Annotated in this window: 17 protein-coding genes; 9 read left to right on the top strand and 8 right to left on the bottom strand. The window is 71.9% G+C overall.

All coding sequences use genetic code 11. The features are described from left to right. Nucleotides 1-21: 21 nt before the first annotated feature. From QQZ13_RS05815 to QQZ13_RS05790, 6 genes are all read right to left on the bottom strand, one after another. Nucleotides 22-756, bottom strand: coding sequence for an ABC transporter permease (locus QQZ13_RS05815; RefSeq protein WP_284528146.1), 735 nt, complete (start codon nucleotides 754-756; stop codon nucleotides 22-24). Further along, nucleotides 753-1478 carry an ABC transporter ATP-binding protein gene (locus QQZ13_RS05810; protein WP_284528145.1) on the bottom strand — a complete coding sequence of 242 codons (726 nt, stop codon included), beginning with the start codon at nucleotides 1476-1478 and terminating at the stop codon, nucleotides 753-755. The genes QQZ13_RS05815 and QQZ13_RS05810 overlap by 4 nt, the downstream gene beginning before the upstream one ends. Before the next feature lie 57 nt (nucleotides 1479-1535). After that, nucleotides 1536-1823, bottom strand: coding sequence for a DUF4287 domain-containing protein (locus QQZ13_RS05805; protein WP_284528144.1), 288 nt, complete (start codon nucleotides 1821-1823; stop codon nucleotides 1536-1538). Between the two features lie 10 nt (nucleotides 1824-1833). Continuing rightward, entirely contained in the window at nucleotides 1834-2436 is a 603-nt protein-coding gene (locus QQZ13_RS05800) for a TetR family transcriptional regulator (protein WP_284528143.1), read from the bottom strand. 36 nt (nucleotides 2437-2472) lie between these two features. Continuing rightward, the gene (locus QQZ13_RS05795) at nucleotides 2473-3453 is read right to left on the bottom strand and encodes a DUF2804 domain-containing protein (RefSeq protein ID WP_284528142.1); all 981 of its coding nucleotides are present in this window, start codon (nucleotides 3451-3453) and stop codon (nucleotides 2473-2475) included. 161 nt (nucleotides 3454-3614) lie between these two features. Next, complete coding sequence (locus tag QQZ13_RS05790) at nucleotides 3615-4070, bottom strand: Hsp20/alpha crystallin family protein (protein ID WP_284528141.1); 456 nt, start codon at nucleotides 4068-4070, stop codon at nucleotides 3615-3617. Between the two features lie 318 nt (nucleotides 4071-4388). Between QQZ13_RS05790 and QQZ13_RS05785 the strand changes: the two genes are divergently transcribed. Continuing rightward, a complete protein-coding gene (locus tag QQZ13_RS05785) occupies nucleotides 4389-5351 on the top strand; it encodes a DUF559 domain-containing protein (protein WP_284528140.1) in 963 nt (320 codons plus the stop codon). Nucleotides 5352-5438: 87 nt separating this feature from the next. Here QQZ13_RS05785 and QQZ13_RS05780 read toward each other — a convergent pair whose 3' ends face one another. Continuing rightward, the gene (locus tag QQZ13_RS05780; protein ID WP_284528139.1) at nucleotides 5439-6929 is read right to left on the bottom strand and encodes an L-serine ammonia-lyase, iron-sulfur-dependent, subunit alpha; all 1491 of its coding nucleotides are present in this window, start codon (nucleotides 6927-6929) and stop codon (nucleotides 5439-5441) included. Nucleotides 6930-6972: 43 nt separating this feature from the next. Continuing rightward, nucleotides 6973-7338, bottom strand: a complete 366-nt coding sequence (locus QQZ13_RS05775; RefSeq protein WP_284528138.1) for a VOC family protein — start codon at nucleotides 7336-7338, stop codon at nucleotides 6973-6975. Nucleotides 7339-7451: 113 nt separating this feature from the next. On the opposite strand from QQZ13_RS05775, the gene QQZ13_RS05770 reads away from it, so the two are divergent. The 8 genes from QQZ13_RS05770 to QQZ13_RS05735 all read left to right on the top strand — a co-directional run bounded on the left by QQZ13_RS05770 (nucleotide 7452) and on the right by QQZ13_RS05735 (nucleotide 14307). Continuing rightward, nucleotides 7452-9380 (top strand): alpha-amylase family protein, encoded by a 1929-nt coding sequence (locus tag QQZ13_RS05770; RefSeq protein WP_284528137.1) that lies wholly within the window; start codon nucleotides 7452-7454, stop codon nucleotides 9378-9380. Between the two features lie 11 nt (nucleotides 9381-9391). Continuing rightward, nucleotides 9392-9817 carry a hypothetical protein gene (locus QQZ13_RS05765; protein ID WP_284528135.1) on the top strand — a complete coding sequence of 142 codons (426 nt, stop codon included), beginning with the start codon at nucleotides 9392-9394 and terminating at the stop codon, nucleotides 9815-9817. 123 nt (nucleotides 9818-9940) lie between these two features. After that, entirely contained in the window at nucleotides 9941-10324 is a 384-nt protein-coding gene (locus QQZ13_RS05760; RefSeq protein ID WP_284528133.1) for a YciI family protein, read from the top strand. Next, nucleotides 10324-11358, top strand: a complete 1035-nt coding sequence (locus tag QQZ13_RS05755; protein ID WP_284528132.1) for an RNA polymerase sigma factor — start codon at nucleotides 10324-10326, stop codon at nucleotides 11356-11358. Before QQZ13_RS05760 ends, QQZ13_RS05755 begins: the two co-directional genes overlap by 1 nt. A gap of 366 nt (nucleotides 11359-11724) precedes the next feature. Then, a complete protein-coding gene (locus QQZ13_RS05750; RefSeq protein ID WP_284528131.1) occupies nucleotides 11725-12561 on the top strand; it encodes a hypothetical protein in 837 nt (278 codons plus the stop codon). A gap of 16 nt (nucleotides 12562-12577) precedes the next feature. Beyond that, on the top strand, nucleotides 12578-13087 hold the full coding sequence (locus QQZ13_RS05745) for an alpha/beta fold hydrolase (protein ID WP_284528130.1): 510 nt from the start codon (nucleotides 12578-12580) through the stop codon (nucleotides 13085-13087). Between the two features lie 84 nt (nucleotides 13088-13171). Further along, nucleotides 13172-13768 (top strand): hypothetical protein, encoded by a 597-nt coding sequence (locus QQZ13_RS05740; RefSeq protein ID WP_284528129.1) that lies wholly within the window; start codon nucleotides 13172-13174, stop codon nucleotides 13766-13768. 5 nt (nucleotides 13769-13773) lie between these two features. Then, complete coding sequence (locus QQZ13_RS05735) at nucleotides 13774-14307, top strand: hypothetical protein (RefSeq protein WP_284528128.1); 534 nt, start codon at nucleotides 13774-13776, stop codon at nucleotides 14305-14307. Nucleotides 14308-14350: the final 43 nt, after the last annotated feature.

Below are 14350 nucleotides of genomic sequence, written 5' to 3'. Positions count from 1 at the left end.
GGCCCGCATCCGTCGGGGTGCTCAGGGCGTCCGGCGTCGCAGCGTGAGGGCGGCCAGCACCAGGGCGCCGACGGTGAAGGCGCCGACGATCAGCAGGGGGCGCGCCACCTCGCCACCGTCGTCACCCGCGGCGACGGCGGCCACCGCGTCGATCGCATGACTGAGGGGCAGCCAGTCGCTGATCGCGTAGAGCACGTCGGGCATCTGGTCGCGGGGCATGAAGAGCCCGCCGAGGATGATCTGCGGGAACACGAGCACCGGCATGAACTGGACCGCCTGGAACTCGGTGCGGGCGAATGCGCTCGCGAGGAGCCCGAGAGCGGTTCCGAGCAGGGCGTCGACGACGGCGACGAGGCCGAGCAGCCAGATCGCACCCTCGACCTCCAGCCCGCACACCGCGACGGCGAAGGTCACCGTCACGACCGCCTGCAGCGTCGCCATGAGCCCGAAGGCGAGGGCGTAGCCGAGGATGAAGTCCGCCTTGCCGAGGGGCGTCGTCATCAGACGCTCGAGCGTTCCGCTGCGCCGCTCCCGCAGGGTCGTGATCGAGGTGATGAGGAACATCACGACGAACGGGAACAGCGCGAGGATGGGCCCGCCGACGCGGTCGAAGACCCCGTCGCTGTCGCTGAAGAGCCACGCGAAGAGGCCGACGAGCAGGCTCGGGGCGACCAGCATGAGGGCGATCGAGCGGGGGTCGTGACTGAGCTGGCGGAGCACCCTTCCGGCCGTCGCCCCCAGCCGCACGGCGTTCATGCCGCCTCCCCGCGCCGGATCAGAGCGAGGAAGGCCGCATCGGGATCCGCCTCGCCGGTGTCGGCGAGCAGGCCCGCCGGGGTGGTGTCGGCGATGATGCGGCCGGCGCGCATGAGCAGGAGGCGGTCGCACCGGAGCGCCTCGTCCATGACGTGGCTCGAGACGAGCAGCGTGGTCCCCGCGTCGGCGAGACCTCGAAGCAGCTGCCACAGGTCGGCCCGGAGCACCGGATCGAGCCCCACCGTGGGCTCGTCGAGCACGATCAGCTCGGGCGCCCCGAGCATCGCGACCGCCAGCGACACCCGGCTGGCCTGGCCGCCGCTGAGCGAGGAGACGAGCTGGTCGGCGCGGTCCCGCAGCCCGACCGCGTCGAGCACCCGGTCGACGTCCGACGCCGGGGCTCCGACGATCCGCCGGAACGACCGGAGGTTCTGACGGATGGTGAGGTCGGCGTAGACGGAGGCGGCCTGGGTGTCGTAGGCCACCCGCCGACGGAGTGCGGCGGTGCCGGCGGGAAGGTCGAGCACCGTGACGGTGCCGCCGGCCACCCGCTGCACGCCGACGATCGAGCGCATCAGGGTCGTCTTGCCGCACCCGGACGGGCCGAGCAGCCCGGTGATCGCACCGCGCGCGATGTCGACGTCGAGCCCCGAGAACACGTCGGTGCTGCCGCGTCGCACGCGCAGCCCGCGGATGCGCACGGCATCCGAGTTATTCATCATGCGATGAATTATGCGCGCCGGCGATCACCCGGTCAAGAGTCTCGTGGCCGGGACTGCTCAGGCGGGTTTGGTCGCCTTGCCGTCGAGCCACAGGGTGTCGGAGGCGTCGCTGTGCGCGCCGCCGGAGCCGACGTGCTTCGCGTCGATCTTCGGCCCCTTGGTGATGACGTGGACGAGAGCCATCGCGTGCCCGCGGCCGAGGCCGTAGTCCTCCGCGAGCCAGGCGACGATCTCCCCCGCCTTGGTGCCGGGGCCGAACCCCTTCTCACCTGCCAGCTCGATGAACCGTCGGGGCGTCACGCCCGTCTTGTCCTCGATGTTGTCGAGGTAGGCCTGGAACGACATGCGGATCCCTTCATTCGGTGAGGTAGCGCTGGATCGTGGGTCCGACCCAGCCGACGAGCTCGTCGGTGGACGCGGCCGCGATCCCCGGGAGCTTGAGGATGTAGCGCGCCACCAGCATGCCCGCCACCTGCGACGCCGCCAGGCTCGCGCGCAGCTCGGCGTCCGCGCCGCCGAGCTCGGCGGTGATGCGCCCGAGCAGCTCGCGCGACAGGAACGCCGCCAGCAGCGGCGTCGCCAGGCGGTTGCCGATCGCGTTGCGCAGCAGCAGGACCCCGCGCCGGCGCACCTCGGGCTGCTCGAAGCGGACCAGGATGTAGCGCACGATCGCCTCGCCCAGCCGCGCCCGGTCGCCGGCGAGGAGGGTGGGGATGTCGAGGTCCGGCCGGATCGGCGCGCCGACGATCTCGGTGAACAGGTCCGCCTTGGTGCCGAAGTAGTGGTGCACGAGCGCCGAGTCGACACCCGCCCGGGTGGCAATGGCCCGCATGGTGGCCCCGTCGTAGCCGTTCTCGGAGAACTCCTCCGTCGCGGCGGCGAGGATGCGGTTCCGAGCATCGGAGCCCCCACGGGGGCGACCGCGACGTCGCGGCGGCGGGACGGCGTGCTCGGCCATGGCGTCAGCCTAGGTCACCGGCGGCGGCGCCGCGGTTCACCATCGGTTGTGGACGTCCTCGGCGAAGCCCTCGATCCCCTCGAACGCCATCCCCTCGAACGATCCGTCCCACACCCCGAAGCACTGGTGGGTGCGCGCCGACAGGATGCCGAGATTCCGGGCGGAGTGCTTGTCGTGGAACGGCGTCAGCGTGGCGTCGAGGCCGCCGCCGCGCACGCGCCACGGCCGGAGCGGATGCGCGAGGTCGTAGTCCCAGCGCAGCTCCTCCGAGATCTTGTGGAGGATGCCGTCGACGAGCACGCCGTTCTCGGTCGATCCGGTCCCCGCGGTCCACCTCCCGCCCACCTGCAGGCCGACCACGCGGTCGCCGCTGACCCCGGCGCCGGCGCCCCAGTTCCACCGCACGTCGTACGGCCACCGTCCCCGGCCGTGGTCGAGCACCGCCCACGAGCCGGCGGGCACCGGGTGCTCGACGCCGTCGACGACGACGGTGCCCGAGGCCGGCAGCGCGACGTCCTTGACCGTGTACTGGAACCGCCGCCGGGACCACGGCACGACCACCGCGAGGCACTCGTGGCCGGGCGGGCGGACGACGGTGATGTCGAAGGAGGCGTCGGGGATCTCGGCGAACAGCCGCCACGACTCGGTCCCGGGCGTCACCGAGATCGCGAGGTCCCGGGCCCGGGCGATCGCGGCCCCGTCTCCGAGGGATGGCGGCAGGTCGACGTCGTGCGCCGGGATGACCGTGGCGGTCCTCCCCCGGCTGCGCCGGGTCGCCCGGTCGAACACCCACACCTCGTGGACGGCCGCGTAGTCCAGCGACGACACCGTGAGAGCGACGATGTGGGTGGGCGTGATGACGTTCCAGTACTCCCACCGCTTGGTGCGCCCCCAGCCCCGCCGTCCGTCGACCCCGGCGGTGTCGACGAGCGGACGCCGCGCGAAGCCGATGGCGTCGGCGTTGAGCCGGCCGTCCGCCGCGGTGAGGGAGACGGGCGCGACCAGCTCGCGCTCCATCAGGCACGCCCCAGACAGGGATGCCTGCGCAGCGCGGTGGTCTCGGTCATCGGGCGTCCTCGCTGACGTTCCGTTCGGGTGAGCCGATCATAGCCCCGGACGCAGCAGACCGCCCCGGTCGGCGGGCGACGGGGCGGTCTGTCGGGGTGTGCAGCGCGGCGCTACTGCTCGATGGGCTGCGGCTCCTCCGCACCCTCGTGGGCGCGGATGGTGGGCGCGGCGCCGTCGGCGACGACCTCCACCTTGCGGGGCTTGGCCTTCTCGCTCACGGGGATGGTGACGGTGAGCACGCCGTTGCTGTAGGTCGCGGCGATGCCCTCGTTGTCGATGCCCTGACCGAGGTTCAGCTGACGCAGGAAGCTGGCGGCCTCACGCTCGCGCGTGATCCACTTGACCCCCTCGCCGGCGGCGAGCGTGCGCTCGGCCCGGATCGTCAGCAGCTGACCGTCGACGTCGATGTCGACCGATCCCGGGTCGATGCCCGGCAGGTCGGCGGACAGGACGTAGTGGTCGCCGTCGCGGTACAGGTCCATCGGCATGCGGCGGGGCCCGCGGCGTGAGTCGAAGAGGCTCGACGCGAGGCGGTCGAGGTCACGGAACGGGTCATACGTGGCCATGGTTCTCTCCTTTTGTGTGCGTGTGATGTTGTGGTCTCAAACTTGAGTCACATCGGCTCAAGTGCCTCCAGATTAGCACTCGCCCCCCGAGAGTGCCAACGGTTCTCGCCCAGCGAACACCGCCTCCACCGCTCGCCGTCGAGGGGCGCGGAAGGTGGCGCGAATGGGGGGTTTCGCGGCGCGGAGGGGCGCGTTTGCGCCACATCCGCGAGGTTGTCGGACGTGTGGAGGCTCCTCCCCAGGGCGAGTGTGGGGCGCGAGGGGAAGTGGGGGTGGGGAGGGGGCGGGACGGGGGCGGAACTGGCGGGAGGGTGAGGGATGCCGCGACGACCTGCCCCGCTTCCCGACTCGCTGGGCGAGGCGTTCCGCACCCGCGCAGGCCTCGAACGGGGCGTCTCCCGCGCCCGCCTCGGGGCGAGCGATCTCCGTGCGCCTTTCCACGGCGTGCGGGTTCGATCGGGCCCGGCGCCTGCGGACGACCCCGACGACCCCTTCGCTCGGGGGCGACGCGCACGAGAACGCGAATGGCGACGGGCCCGCGCCTACGCGCCGCTCCTCACGGCGTCCGCCTTCTTCACCGGTCGCACGGCGGCGATCCTCTACGGACTCCCCCTCGACCCCGGCGACGACCTGGACGTCGGTGTCATCGCGCCGGCGCGCGCACCGCGCGGCCGGGGCGTGCGCGGGGTGAAAGTCGAGGGGCACCTCGTGAGGGTCCGCGAGTGCGAGGGCCTGCCGTTCAGCAGCCCCGCGTCGACCTGGGCGATGCTCGGGCGCGAGCTCTCGGTGCGGGAGCTCATCGTCCTCGGCGACGCGATCGTGCGCATCCCCCGCGGACGCTCCGGGATCCCGCACCCCGACGCCCGTCTCGCGACGCGTGCTCAGCTCGGCTCCGCCGTGGACGCCGGGCCGCGCCGCGGCATCGCGCGGCTGCGCACCGCGCTCCCCCTCATCCGGGAAGGGAGCATGTCGCCGCTCGAGACGCTCTTCCGGCTCGACGCCGCCGACGCGGGGCTGCCGCCGGCCGAGCTCGACGTCGAGATGCGCGACGCGTCGGGACGCCTGCTGGGCATCTCGGAGTTCGTCTATCGCGAGCACCGCGTGGTGGTCGAGATCGAGGGCGACCATCACCGCACGAGCCGGGCCCAGTGGAACCGCGACCTCGAGAAGTACGCCGCCTATGCCGCCGCCGGCTGGGAGGTGGTGCGCGTCACGTCGTCGCACCTCCGCCAGGGCCGGGCGGTCGAGCTGGTGCGTGCCGCGCTGGAGCGGCATCGGTGATGAAGGTGGCGCGAACGAGCAGTTCCGCGGCGCGGAGGGGCGCTTTTGCGTCACCTTCGCGAGCGGAGCACGGGCGAGCGCGCAGCGTCAGCACTCGATGACGTTGACGGCGAGACCGCCTTCGCTCGTCTCCTTGTACTTGTGCGACATGTCGATGCCGGTCTGGCGCATGGTCTCGACCACCGCGTCGAGGGACACGTAGTGGCTGCCGTCGCCGCGGAGGGCCAGGCGCGCGGCGGTCACGGCCGTCGAGGCGGCGATCGCGTTCCGCTCGATGCACGGGATCTGCACGAGGCCGCCGACGGGATCGCAGGTGAGCCCGAGGTGGTGCTCCATCGCGATCTCGGCGGCGTTCTCGATCTGACGGTTCGTGCCGCCCATCACCGCGGTCAGCCCTCCGGCCGCCATCGCGCAGGCCGAGCCGACCTCGGCCTGGCAGCCGCCTTCCGCACCCGAGATCGAGGCGTTCGCCTTGAAGAGGGAGCCGAGCGCGGTCGCCGTGAGGAGGAAGCGGCGGATCCCGCGCCGGCGGTTCGCCTCCACGGTGAGGTCCTCGGGCACGTCGTGGTCGTCGATCGGCGCGCGAGCCGGGGCGTGCATGCCGAGGAGGGCGGACCCGACGAGCTCGCCATACGGGGTCACCGCGTTGCCCGAGCCGAGCCCCGAGTCGGCCAGGAAGCGCCACCAGTACATGGCGACGGCCGGAAGGATCCCCGCGGCGCCGTTGGTCGGCGCCGTCACGACCCGGCCGCCCGACGCGTTCTCCTCGTTCACCGCGAGGGCGAAGGCGCCCAGCCACTCGCCGGGAAGCTCACGGCGGCCGTCGCTCTCGGCCTCTTCGAGCTGGGCGCGGATCAGACCGGCGCGCCGCTTGACCTTCAGCAGCCCCGGGAGCACGCCGTCGGCGTGGAGCCCCGCGTCGACGCACGCGGACATGGCATCCCAGATGCCGTCGAGGCCTGCGGCGACGTCTGCCTCGGACCGCAGCGCCTCCTCGTTCGCGCGCGCGACCTCGGCGATCGTCCACCCCCGCTCGTCGCACAGCGCCAGGAGCTGCTCGGCCGAGTCGTAGGAGAACGGGAAGGGCGCGGACGCCACCGGCGCATCCTCGCCGTCGCGGCGGATGAAGCCCCCGCCGATGGAGTAGTAGGTCTCCTCCGCCACCGGCGCCCCGGCGGCGTCGAGGGCGCGCAGAGTGAGCGCGTTCGGATGACCGGGCAGCCGCGTGCGCGGAGCGAACTCTACATCGGCGCGCGAGAACGGCACGGGATGCGCGCCGTCGAGGAGCAGCGGCGCGCCGTCCTGCCACTGCGTCCACGCGCCGCGGACGTCCGCGGGATCGACCGTCTCCGGCTCCTGCCCTCGCAGCCCCGCCACGACGGCGTCGGGCGTGCCGTGGCCGAGCCCGGTCGCGCCGAGGGAGCCGAAGAGGACGCACTCGAGGCGCGCCACCTCCGCGAGCCGGGGCCGCAGCCGCGCGGCGAAGTCCCGGGCTGCGCGCAGCGGCCCGACCGTGTGGGAGCTCGAAGGTCCTACTCCGATGGAGAACAGTTCGAACGCCGAGACGTATGCGCTCACACCCCGAGCCTACGCGCGCTCATCGACGACCCCGACGCAGGCGCTACGCGCGGACGAAGGAGACGAGGCCGACCGTGTTCCCCTCGCTGTCGCGGATGAAGGCCTGCCATTCCTCGTGTCCGGCGGGACCGAGCGCGTCGTCCTCGTGCGTGAAGATCACGTGCGGCGCGGTGACGACGTCGGCGAGCCCGCCGAGACGGTCCAGCGCATCGTGGACATTGTCGACGCGCAGGTAGAGGAGAGCCGACGGCGCGTTGCGATCGAGCAGCAGCCGCACACCCTCGAGATCGAAGAAGAGGAGGCCGGGCGGATCGAACCGCGCGGACGGCGTGGCATCGAGGAGGACGGTGTAGAAGTCCGCGGCACGATCGAGATCGTCGGCGTGCTGGGCGATCTGGACGAGGCGCATCCGGGATCCTTCGTTCGATGTGACGCCAGCGTAGCGCTCCACCCGCGGCCGGTGCAGCGCTCCACGGAGAAGCCGGCGCGGCGCTCTAGGCTGGAGTCACGGAGAGGAGCTCCATGACCGTTCCGGAGACCGAACCGCTCGGCGCGCTCGAGGACGACCGCGACGCCGCGTGGGCCGCGGCATCGGCCGCCGGTCGCGTCGACGACGCGTTCCGCGAGCGGTTCGACGCGCAGTTCCCGCGCCTGCACGACCTGTTCTCGCGGCTGTACGCCGACCGGCCCGACGGTCGCGACGCCCTCGCCCAGACGATCGCCCTCGCCGCCGGGTCGTGGAACGCGCGCCCGCTCGACCTGAAGGTGCGCGACGCGCAGCGCGGCGCCGACGGGGAGTGGTTCCAGTCGGAGCGGATGCTCGGCGGTGTCTGCTACGTCGATCGCTACGGCGGGAATCTGGCCGGCATCCGCGATCAGATCCCGTACTTCCGCGAGCTCGGCCTCACCTACCTGCACCTCATGCCGCTGTTCCTCGGGCCCGAGGGCGACAACGACGGCGGGTACGCGGTCTCGAGCTACCGGAAGGTCGACCCGAGCCTGGGCTCCATCTCCCAGCTGACCGAGCTGGCGGCCGAGCTGCGGCTGGCCGGCATCTCGCTCGTGCTGGACTTCATCTTCAACCACACGAGCAACGAGCACGAATGGGCGCGCAAGGCGGTCGCGGGCGAGCCCGGGTACGAGGACTTCTACCTGATCTTCCCCGATCGCACGATGCCCGACGCCTACGAGCAGACGACGCGGGAGATCTTCCCCGACGACCATCCGGGCTCCTTCGTGCAGCTCGACGACGGGCGCTGGATCTGGTCGACCTTCTACCACTTCCAGTGGGACCTCAACTACGCGAATCCGTGGGTGTTCCGCGCCATGGCGGGCGAGATGCTCTTCCTCGCGAACCTCGGCGTCGACGTGCTCCGGATGGATGCGGTCGCGTTCATCTGGAAGCGCCTGGGCACCGCGTGCGAGTCGCTCCCCGAGGCGCACCTGCTGCTGCAGGCCTTCAACGCGGTGCTGGCGATGGCCGCGCCCGGGCTCGTCTTCAAGTCGGAGGCGATCGTCCACCCCGACGAGGTCGTCAGCTACATCTCGCCCGAGGAGTGCCGCCTCTCGTACAACCCGCTGCAGATGGCGCTCACGTGGGAGGCGCTCGCCACCCGCGACGCGCGGCTCCTGCAGCAGGCCCTCGACCGGCGTCACGAGCTGCCGGCGGGCACCGCGTGGGTGAACTACGTGCGCTCGCACGACGACATCGGGTGGACCTTCGCCGACGAGGACGCCGCCGAGCTCGGCATCGACGGCTACGCCCACCGCCGGTTCCTGAACGACTTCTACGTCGGCCGCCACGAGGGCACGTTCGCGCGCGGCGTGCCGTTCCAGGAGAACCCGAAGACGGGTGACGCCCGCGTGGCCGGCACCACCGCGTCACTCGCGGGGATCGAGGCGGGCGATCCCGGCGGCGAGGATCGCGTCGTGCTCGCGCACGCGCTCGCGCTGTCGACCGGCGGCATCCCGCTGCTGTACCTCGGCGACGAGGTCGCCCAACTGAACGACCCGACCTATCTCGACGACCCCGTGCGCCGCGGCGACAGCCGGTGGGTGCACCGCGGCCAGCGCCCGCGGGACAGGTACGCCGAGCGCGACGACCCCGACACCGCCGCCGGGCGCGTCTTCCGGCGCCTCACGAAACTCGTGTCGGTGCGGCAGTCGACGCCCGAGTTCGCCGGCAACGCGCTCATCACGTTCCACACGCCCCACCCCTCCGTGGTCGGCTACCAGCGACCCCTCGGCGAGGCGGTCGACGGCGACCCGGAGGCCTCCCGCGTGCTGGTGCTCGGCAACGTCGGCGACGCCGAGGTCGCGATCGACCCGCTGACGCTCTCGGGCTTCGCGCGGACGGCGCGCGACCTCGTGCACGACGTCGACCTCGACCTCGACGAGGGCCTGGCCCTCCCCCCGCACGGCTTCGTGTGGCTGCGGGTCACCCCTCTCTGATCGGAGCACGCATGCGCACGACCCCTCGGATCCTCGTGGTGGCGACGATGTCGATCGCCGCCCTCGCCGCGCTCACCGCGTGCTCCGACTCGGGACAGAGCCGCACCGACGCGTGCATCGTCGTCGCGCAGGGGCTGGAGGACGTGCAGGGCGAGATCGCCGAGGCCAACGCCGCACTGCAGACCGGCGATCTCGACGCGATGGGCGAGAGCCTGGACACCGCCGCCACCGCCCTCGGGGACCTCGCACCCGAGGTCACCAACGCCGACGTCGCTCCGATCCTGTCGGCGCTGCGGACCTCGATCGAGGGTGTCCGCGACGCCGTCGCCGACGCCGGCGCGAACGGCGACGCCGCCGCCGTCACCGAGGCGCTCGACGCGTCGGCGGGCGACCTGCAGAACGCGGCGCTGCGGTTCAACGACACCTGCGGGGGCTGAGGCGGGGCCGAGGTCCGGCAGCGCCGCGGACCGACTCGACGCAGATTCGGTCCGCGTGTCGATCGGGGGACGCCTCGATCGTCATCCTGGTGTCAGTTCGACACGAACCGGAAGGATACGTCCATGCGCTACTCGCTCCTGCTCCACTACCCCGAGATGACCGCCGAGCAGCTCGGTCCCGAGGCGCTCGCCGAGGGGATGCGGGCGTTCGACGCCTACATCACGGCGCTCGACGAAGCGGGCGTCCTCGTCGGGGCCGAGGTGCTGCGGCCCGTCTCCGCCACGACCACCCTCACCCTCGCGGGCGGCGAGCTCGTCGTCCAGGACGGGCCGTTCGCCGACACGCACGAGAAGCTGGGGGGCGTCGTCGACATCGACGTGGCCGACCTGGATGCCGCGATTCACTGGGCGCAGCAGGCTCCACCCGCCGCCTACGGTCACGTCGAGATCCGCCCCGTGGCCACCTGGGTCGCCGACGGCGGCTGGACCTCCTACGACCATCACTGATGCCCCACACGGATCGCGCGATCGAGCGGGTCGTACGCAGGTCGTACGGCCGGCTCGTCGCACTCCTGTCGGCGGGCACCCGCGACATCGCCCTCGCCGAGGACGCCCTCGCCGACGCGCTCGAGCGAGGACTCATGCGGTGGCCGGTCGACGGCGTCCCCGACAACCCCGAGGGTTGGCTCCTCGCGGTGGCGCGCAATCGCCTGCGCGACCTGCTCGGCGCCGCCGCTCGCCGAACCTCGGTCGCCTGGGAGGAAGGGGCGGATGCCGTGGACGAGCGCGACCTCGACGCGTGGATCCACCGCGCCGACAGCATCCCGGATCGCCGTCTCGAGCTGCTCTTCGTGTGCGCGCACCCCGCGATCGACGCCGGCATCCGGACACCCCTCATGCTGCAGGCCGTGTTCGGCTTCGACGCCGCCCGGATCGGCGCCGCCTTCGACGTCGGGGCCGACGCCATGGCGCAGCGCCTCGTGCGCGCGAAGCGTCGCATCCGCGACGCCGGCATCGCGTTCCGCATCCCCACGCGCGGCGAGATGCCCGGCCGGCTCCCCGCCGTGCTCGAGGCGATCTACGGCGCCTACACGCTCGACTGGCTCGACCAGGGCGACGCGTACCGCGACTCGATCGCCGACGAGGCCCGGTGGCTCGCGGTGCTGCTGGCGACGCTGCTGGACAGCGAAGGACGATCCGACGCGGAGGCGTGGGGGCTGGCCGCCCTCCTCACCCTCGCGCAGTCGCGCGCCCCTGCCCGCGTCGGCGCCGCCTGGCCGGGGATCGACCTGCAGGACACCACGCTGTGGGACGCCGGCCTCATCGCCGAAGGGGAAGCGCTCCTCCGGCGCGCCTCGTCGCTCGGTGCGCCGCTCGGGCGCTTCCAGCTCGAGGCGGCGATCCAGTCCGTGCACTGCGATCGGGCGCGCACGGGAGCGGTCGATCGGGAGGCGCTCGTCGCGCTGTACCGCGGGCTCGCTGCGGTCGCGCCGACCCGCGGGGCGCTCGACGCGCTCGAGGTGGTGCTCCGGGAGGGGTGAGCCGGGGCGCGGAGGTCGCCTACCGATGCGGACACCGGCTGTCCGACATGCATCGATCCTCGCGCCCTGGCCGGGCGCCGGACGTGTCGTGAGTAGACAGCCGCGCCTGGACGCACCACGCGCCCGCGTGCGCCCGTCTCAAGCAGCGTGATTCGAGCGCGGAACGATGACTTGCGCCGATCCTCCGGGCGACCGTGTTGTGCCGGGATGGTGCGCTCAGACCGGCGCGCCGCGACACACTCGGCGCGCATCTCGGTCACGCGCTGGTCTTGGCGCGCGGGCACTTCTCTGGTGGTGGGCTCTCCCCCTGTTGCGCCGAGCCGGCTGATGTCAGAATGCAGCCGTCTGCTCGATGGGGAGGTGGATATGAACACCCGCACGGTGTCTGCGCTTGTGGTCTGTGTTCTCGCTTTCGCACTCGTGGGTTGTGCGGAAGCCGATGAAGATGATGCGCCAGGGGAGGCACCGGAACCCGAAGCGGGCTGTACCGAGGCATACCCAGACCGGCTGGACCTCACCACGGACATCCCCGATGAAGAGCAGTACCACGACGACACGATCGTCTGTGGCAACTCGGACCTCTCCGCGGCCACCCTGGAGAACAAGTCGGGTGTCGTCTTCGCGTTCTACTCAGACGACGCCCAAGCCACCGCGGACCTGAGCTCGTCAGACCTCACGGGCGGGATCTTCCGAGATGAGGTGACGGCTCAGCAGCTGGATGCTGGGCCCTTCGCCGTACCCGGGGACGTCATGGTCCTCGCCAGCCCCAGCGCTCGCGGCGTCGCGAGCATCGAGTGGCATGTCGATCCCCTCCTGACGTCGGCCTGGCTCGTGCAGGAGACGATTGTCTCGCGCCTTCAAAACCTGACTCAGGTCGCCGCCGTCGACCTGTTCGCGTCGGGAAGCAAGGCTCGCAAGGCCGTGGCCACCTGCGCTTTCGCCGGCGGCTACACCGCGAAAGCCGTTCAGGACCTGACGGACGGGTCGGACCAGTTCTTCGGCACGTTCGCGGTGGCAGCCGCAGCGTCGCCATGCATCACCGCGTGGGAGGCGGCGGAGCGAGAACTCGGCACGACGCGGTGGCCGACACTCTCGCGCGGCCTGCAGACGGCCGGCTTCGCCGCCGAGGAAATCACGTGGCTCTCAGGGAAGGTCTCGTGGGTGTCGAAGTGGATATCCGTCGTCCGAGGTGTCCTTCCTTGACCGGCGGGTCGAACTGATGGCGCTGCTCTTCCTGCACGGCGCCGGCGGGTATGCGGAGGACCGCGTGCTGGCCGACGCGATCGCGGCCGAACTCGGCCAAGCGCTCACGTATCCGCGGTTCCCCGAGGACGACATGTCCTTCGACCATCAGGCATCCCTCGTGCGAACCGCGTTGGACGCCGTCAGCGCCGACGACGTCGTCGCCGCCCACTCGTTCGGAGCCTCGATCCTGCTGCGCGTCCTTGCCGAGAGAGAGCGGGAGACGCCCCGCCGCGTCGTTCTGCTCGCCATGCCGGACTGGAGCCCGCAGGGCTGGGACGTCGCAGACTACGCCTTCACCGGGCCCGTACCCCGTCAGGACGTCTCGCTCCACCACTGTCGCGATGACGAGGTCGTGGAGTTCGCCCATCTCGCGCTCCACGCCGCACGACTCCCCCGCGCCGCCGTGCACGCTTACGACTCCGGTGGACACCAGTTCGATGGCCTTGCGCACGCGATCGCCCGCGACCTGTCACGCACCTCGTGAGGGCGTGCTCGACTCCCGTTATCGAAACAACACCCCGGTGGCAAGGCTCTGCCCAACCGCTCGAGACATGGTGAGACTCGGCATGTGGATCCCATTCAGAGAAGCTCGTCGGCAACACAGCTCCTGGGTGACGGACCGCTCGACCAAGGGCTCAGGACGGCGCTCGACGACGCCGATGCCGTCGCCGGATTCGGCACCGATGTCGGCGCCACGCTCTCGTGGGCGGTCGCCGTCGGCGCTGCCCGGAGTGCAGAGCAGTCATTCAGCTCAGAGCAGCCATTCAGCGCAGAGCAGTCATTCGCGGACGAATGGTCTCTTCTGGCGGCGGTCGCCGCGAGGGATGTCGCTGCCGCCCGCATCCTCGAGCCGCATCTCGACGCCCTCACCATCTTGGGACAAGCCGGACGCGCCGGTTCGCTCGCCGACCTGCCGTCGATCGCTGCCGGTCCTGATTCGTCGTGGGGCGTGTTCGCCGCCGAGGGCGCAGGGATGCGTCTCGAAGCGCAGGCCAGTGGCAGCGGGTGGCGCCTGAACGGGACCAAGCCGTGGTGTTCGCTGGCGCAGCATCTGAGCCACGCGCTCGTGACGGCGTGGGTGGGTGAGGAGCGTCGTCTCTTCGCCGTCGCACTGCAAGACCCTGGTGCCGGCCTCGAACGGGGCCGTGGTTCGCCCGAGGGCTGAGCCAGGTGGTCAGCGCGCCGGTCGACTTCACGTCGGTTCCGGCGGTTCCCGTCGGCGAACCAGGATGGTATCTCCGCAGACCTGGTTTCGCGGCGGGCGGCATCGGGGTGGCCGCGTGCTGGTGGGGCGCGGCCCTGCCGCTTCGCGACGCCCTGCGGGAGCGAGCGAAGCGCGACGGCGCCGATCAGCTGTCGCGGCTGCACCTCGGACGGGTCGACACGGCTCTCTGGGCCGCGCGTCTGGCGCTGCGATCCGCCGCTCGCGAGTTCGACGGGCTCGACGCCGCATCCCCAGGCGCGGCATCCCAGGGCCCGGCCTTCCCGGGCACGCTCGCGGGTCGCGTCCGGGCCGTCGTCGCCGACGCCGTCGAACTTACGCTCGCCGAGGCTGGGCGCGCGCTCGGCCCGCTTCCTCTGGTCGCCGACGAGGCGCATGCGCGGCGGGTCGCGGACCTCGGACTCTATCTGCGTCAACATCACGGCGAGCGGGACGTGGCGCGGATCGGCGCCGACATCAGCGAGGGGCGGGGCGCGTGGTGAGCTTCAGTCACCGTGACCCGGGAACGGCCGAGAGCGTGTGGGA

Source organism: Microbacterium sp. T2.11-28 (assembly GCF_950097975.1).
Taxonomy (GTDB): domain Bacteria; phylum Actinomycetota; class Actinomycetes; order Actinomycetales; family Microbacteriaceae; genus Microbacterium.
Note: the sequence above shows the minus strand (reverse complement) of the source record. Positions and strands in the feature narration are given on the sequence as shown.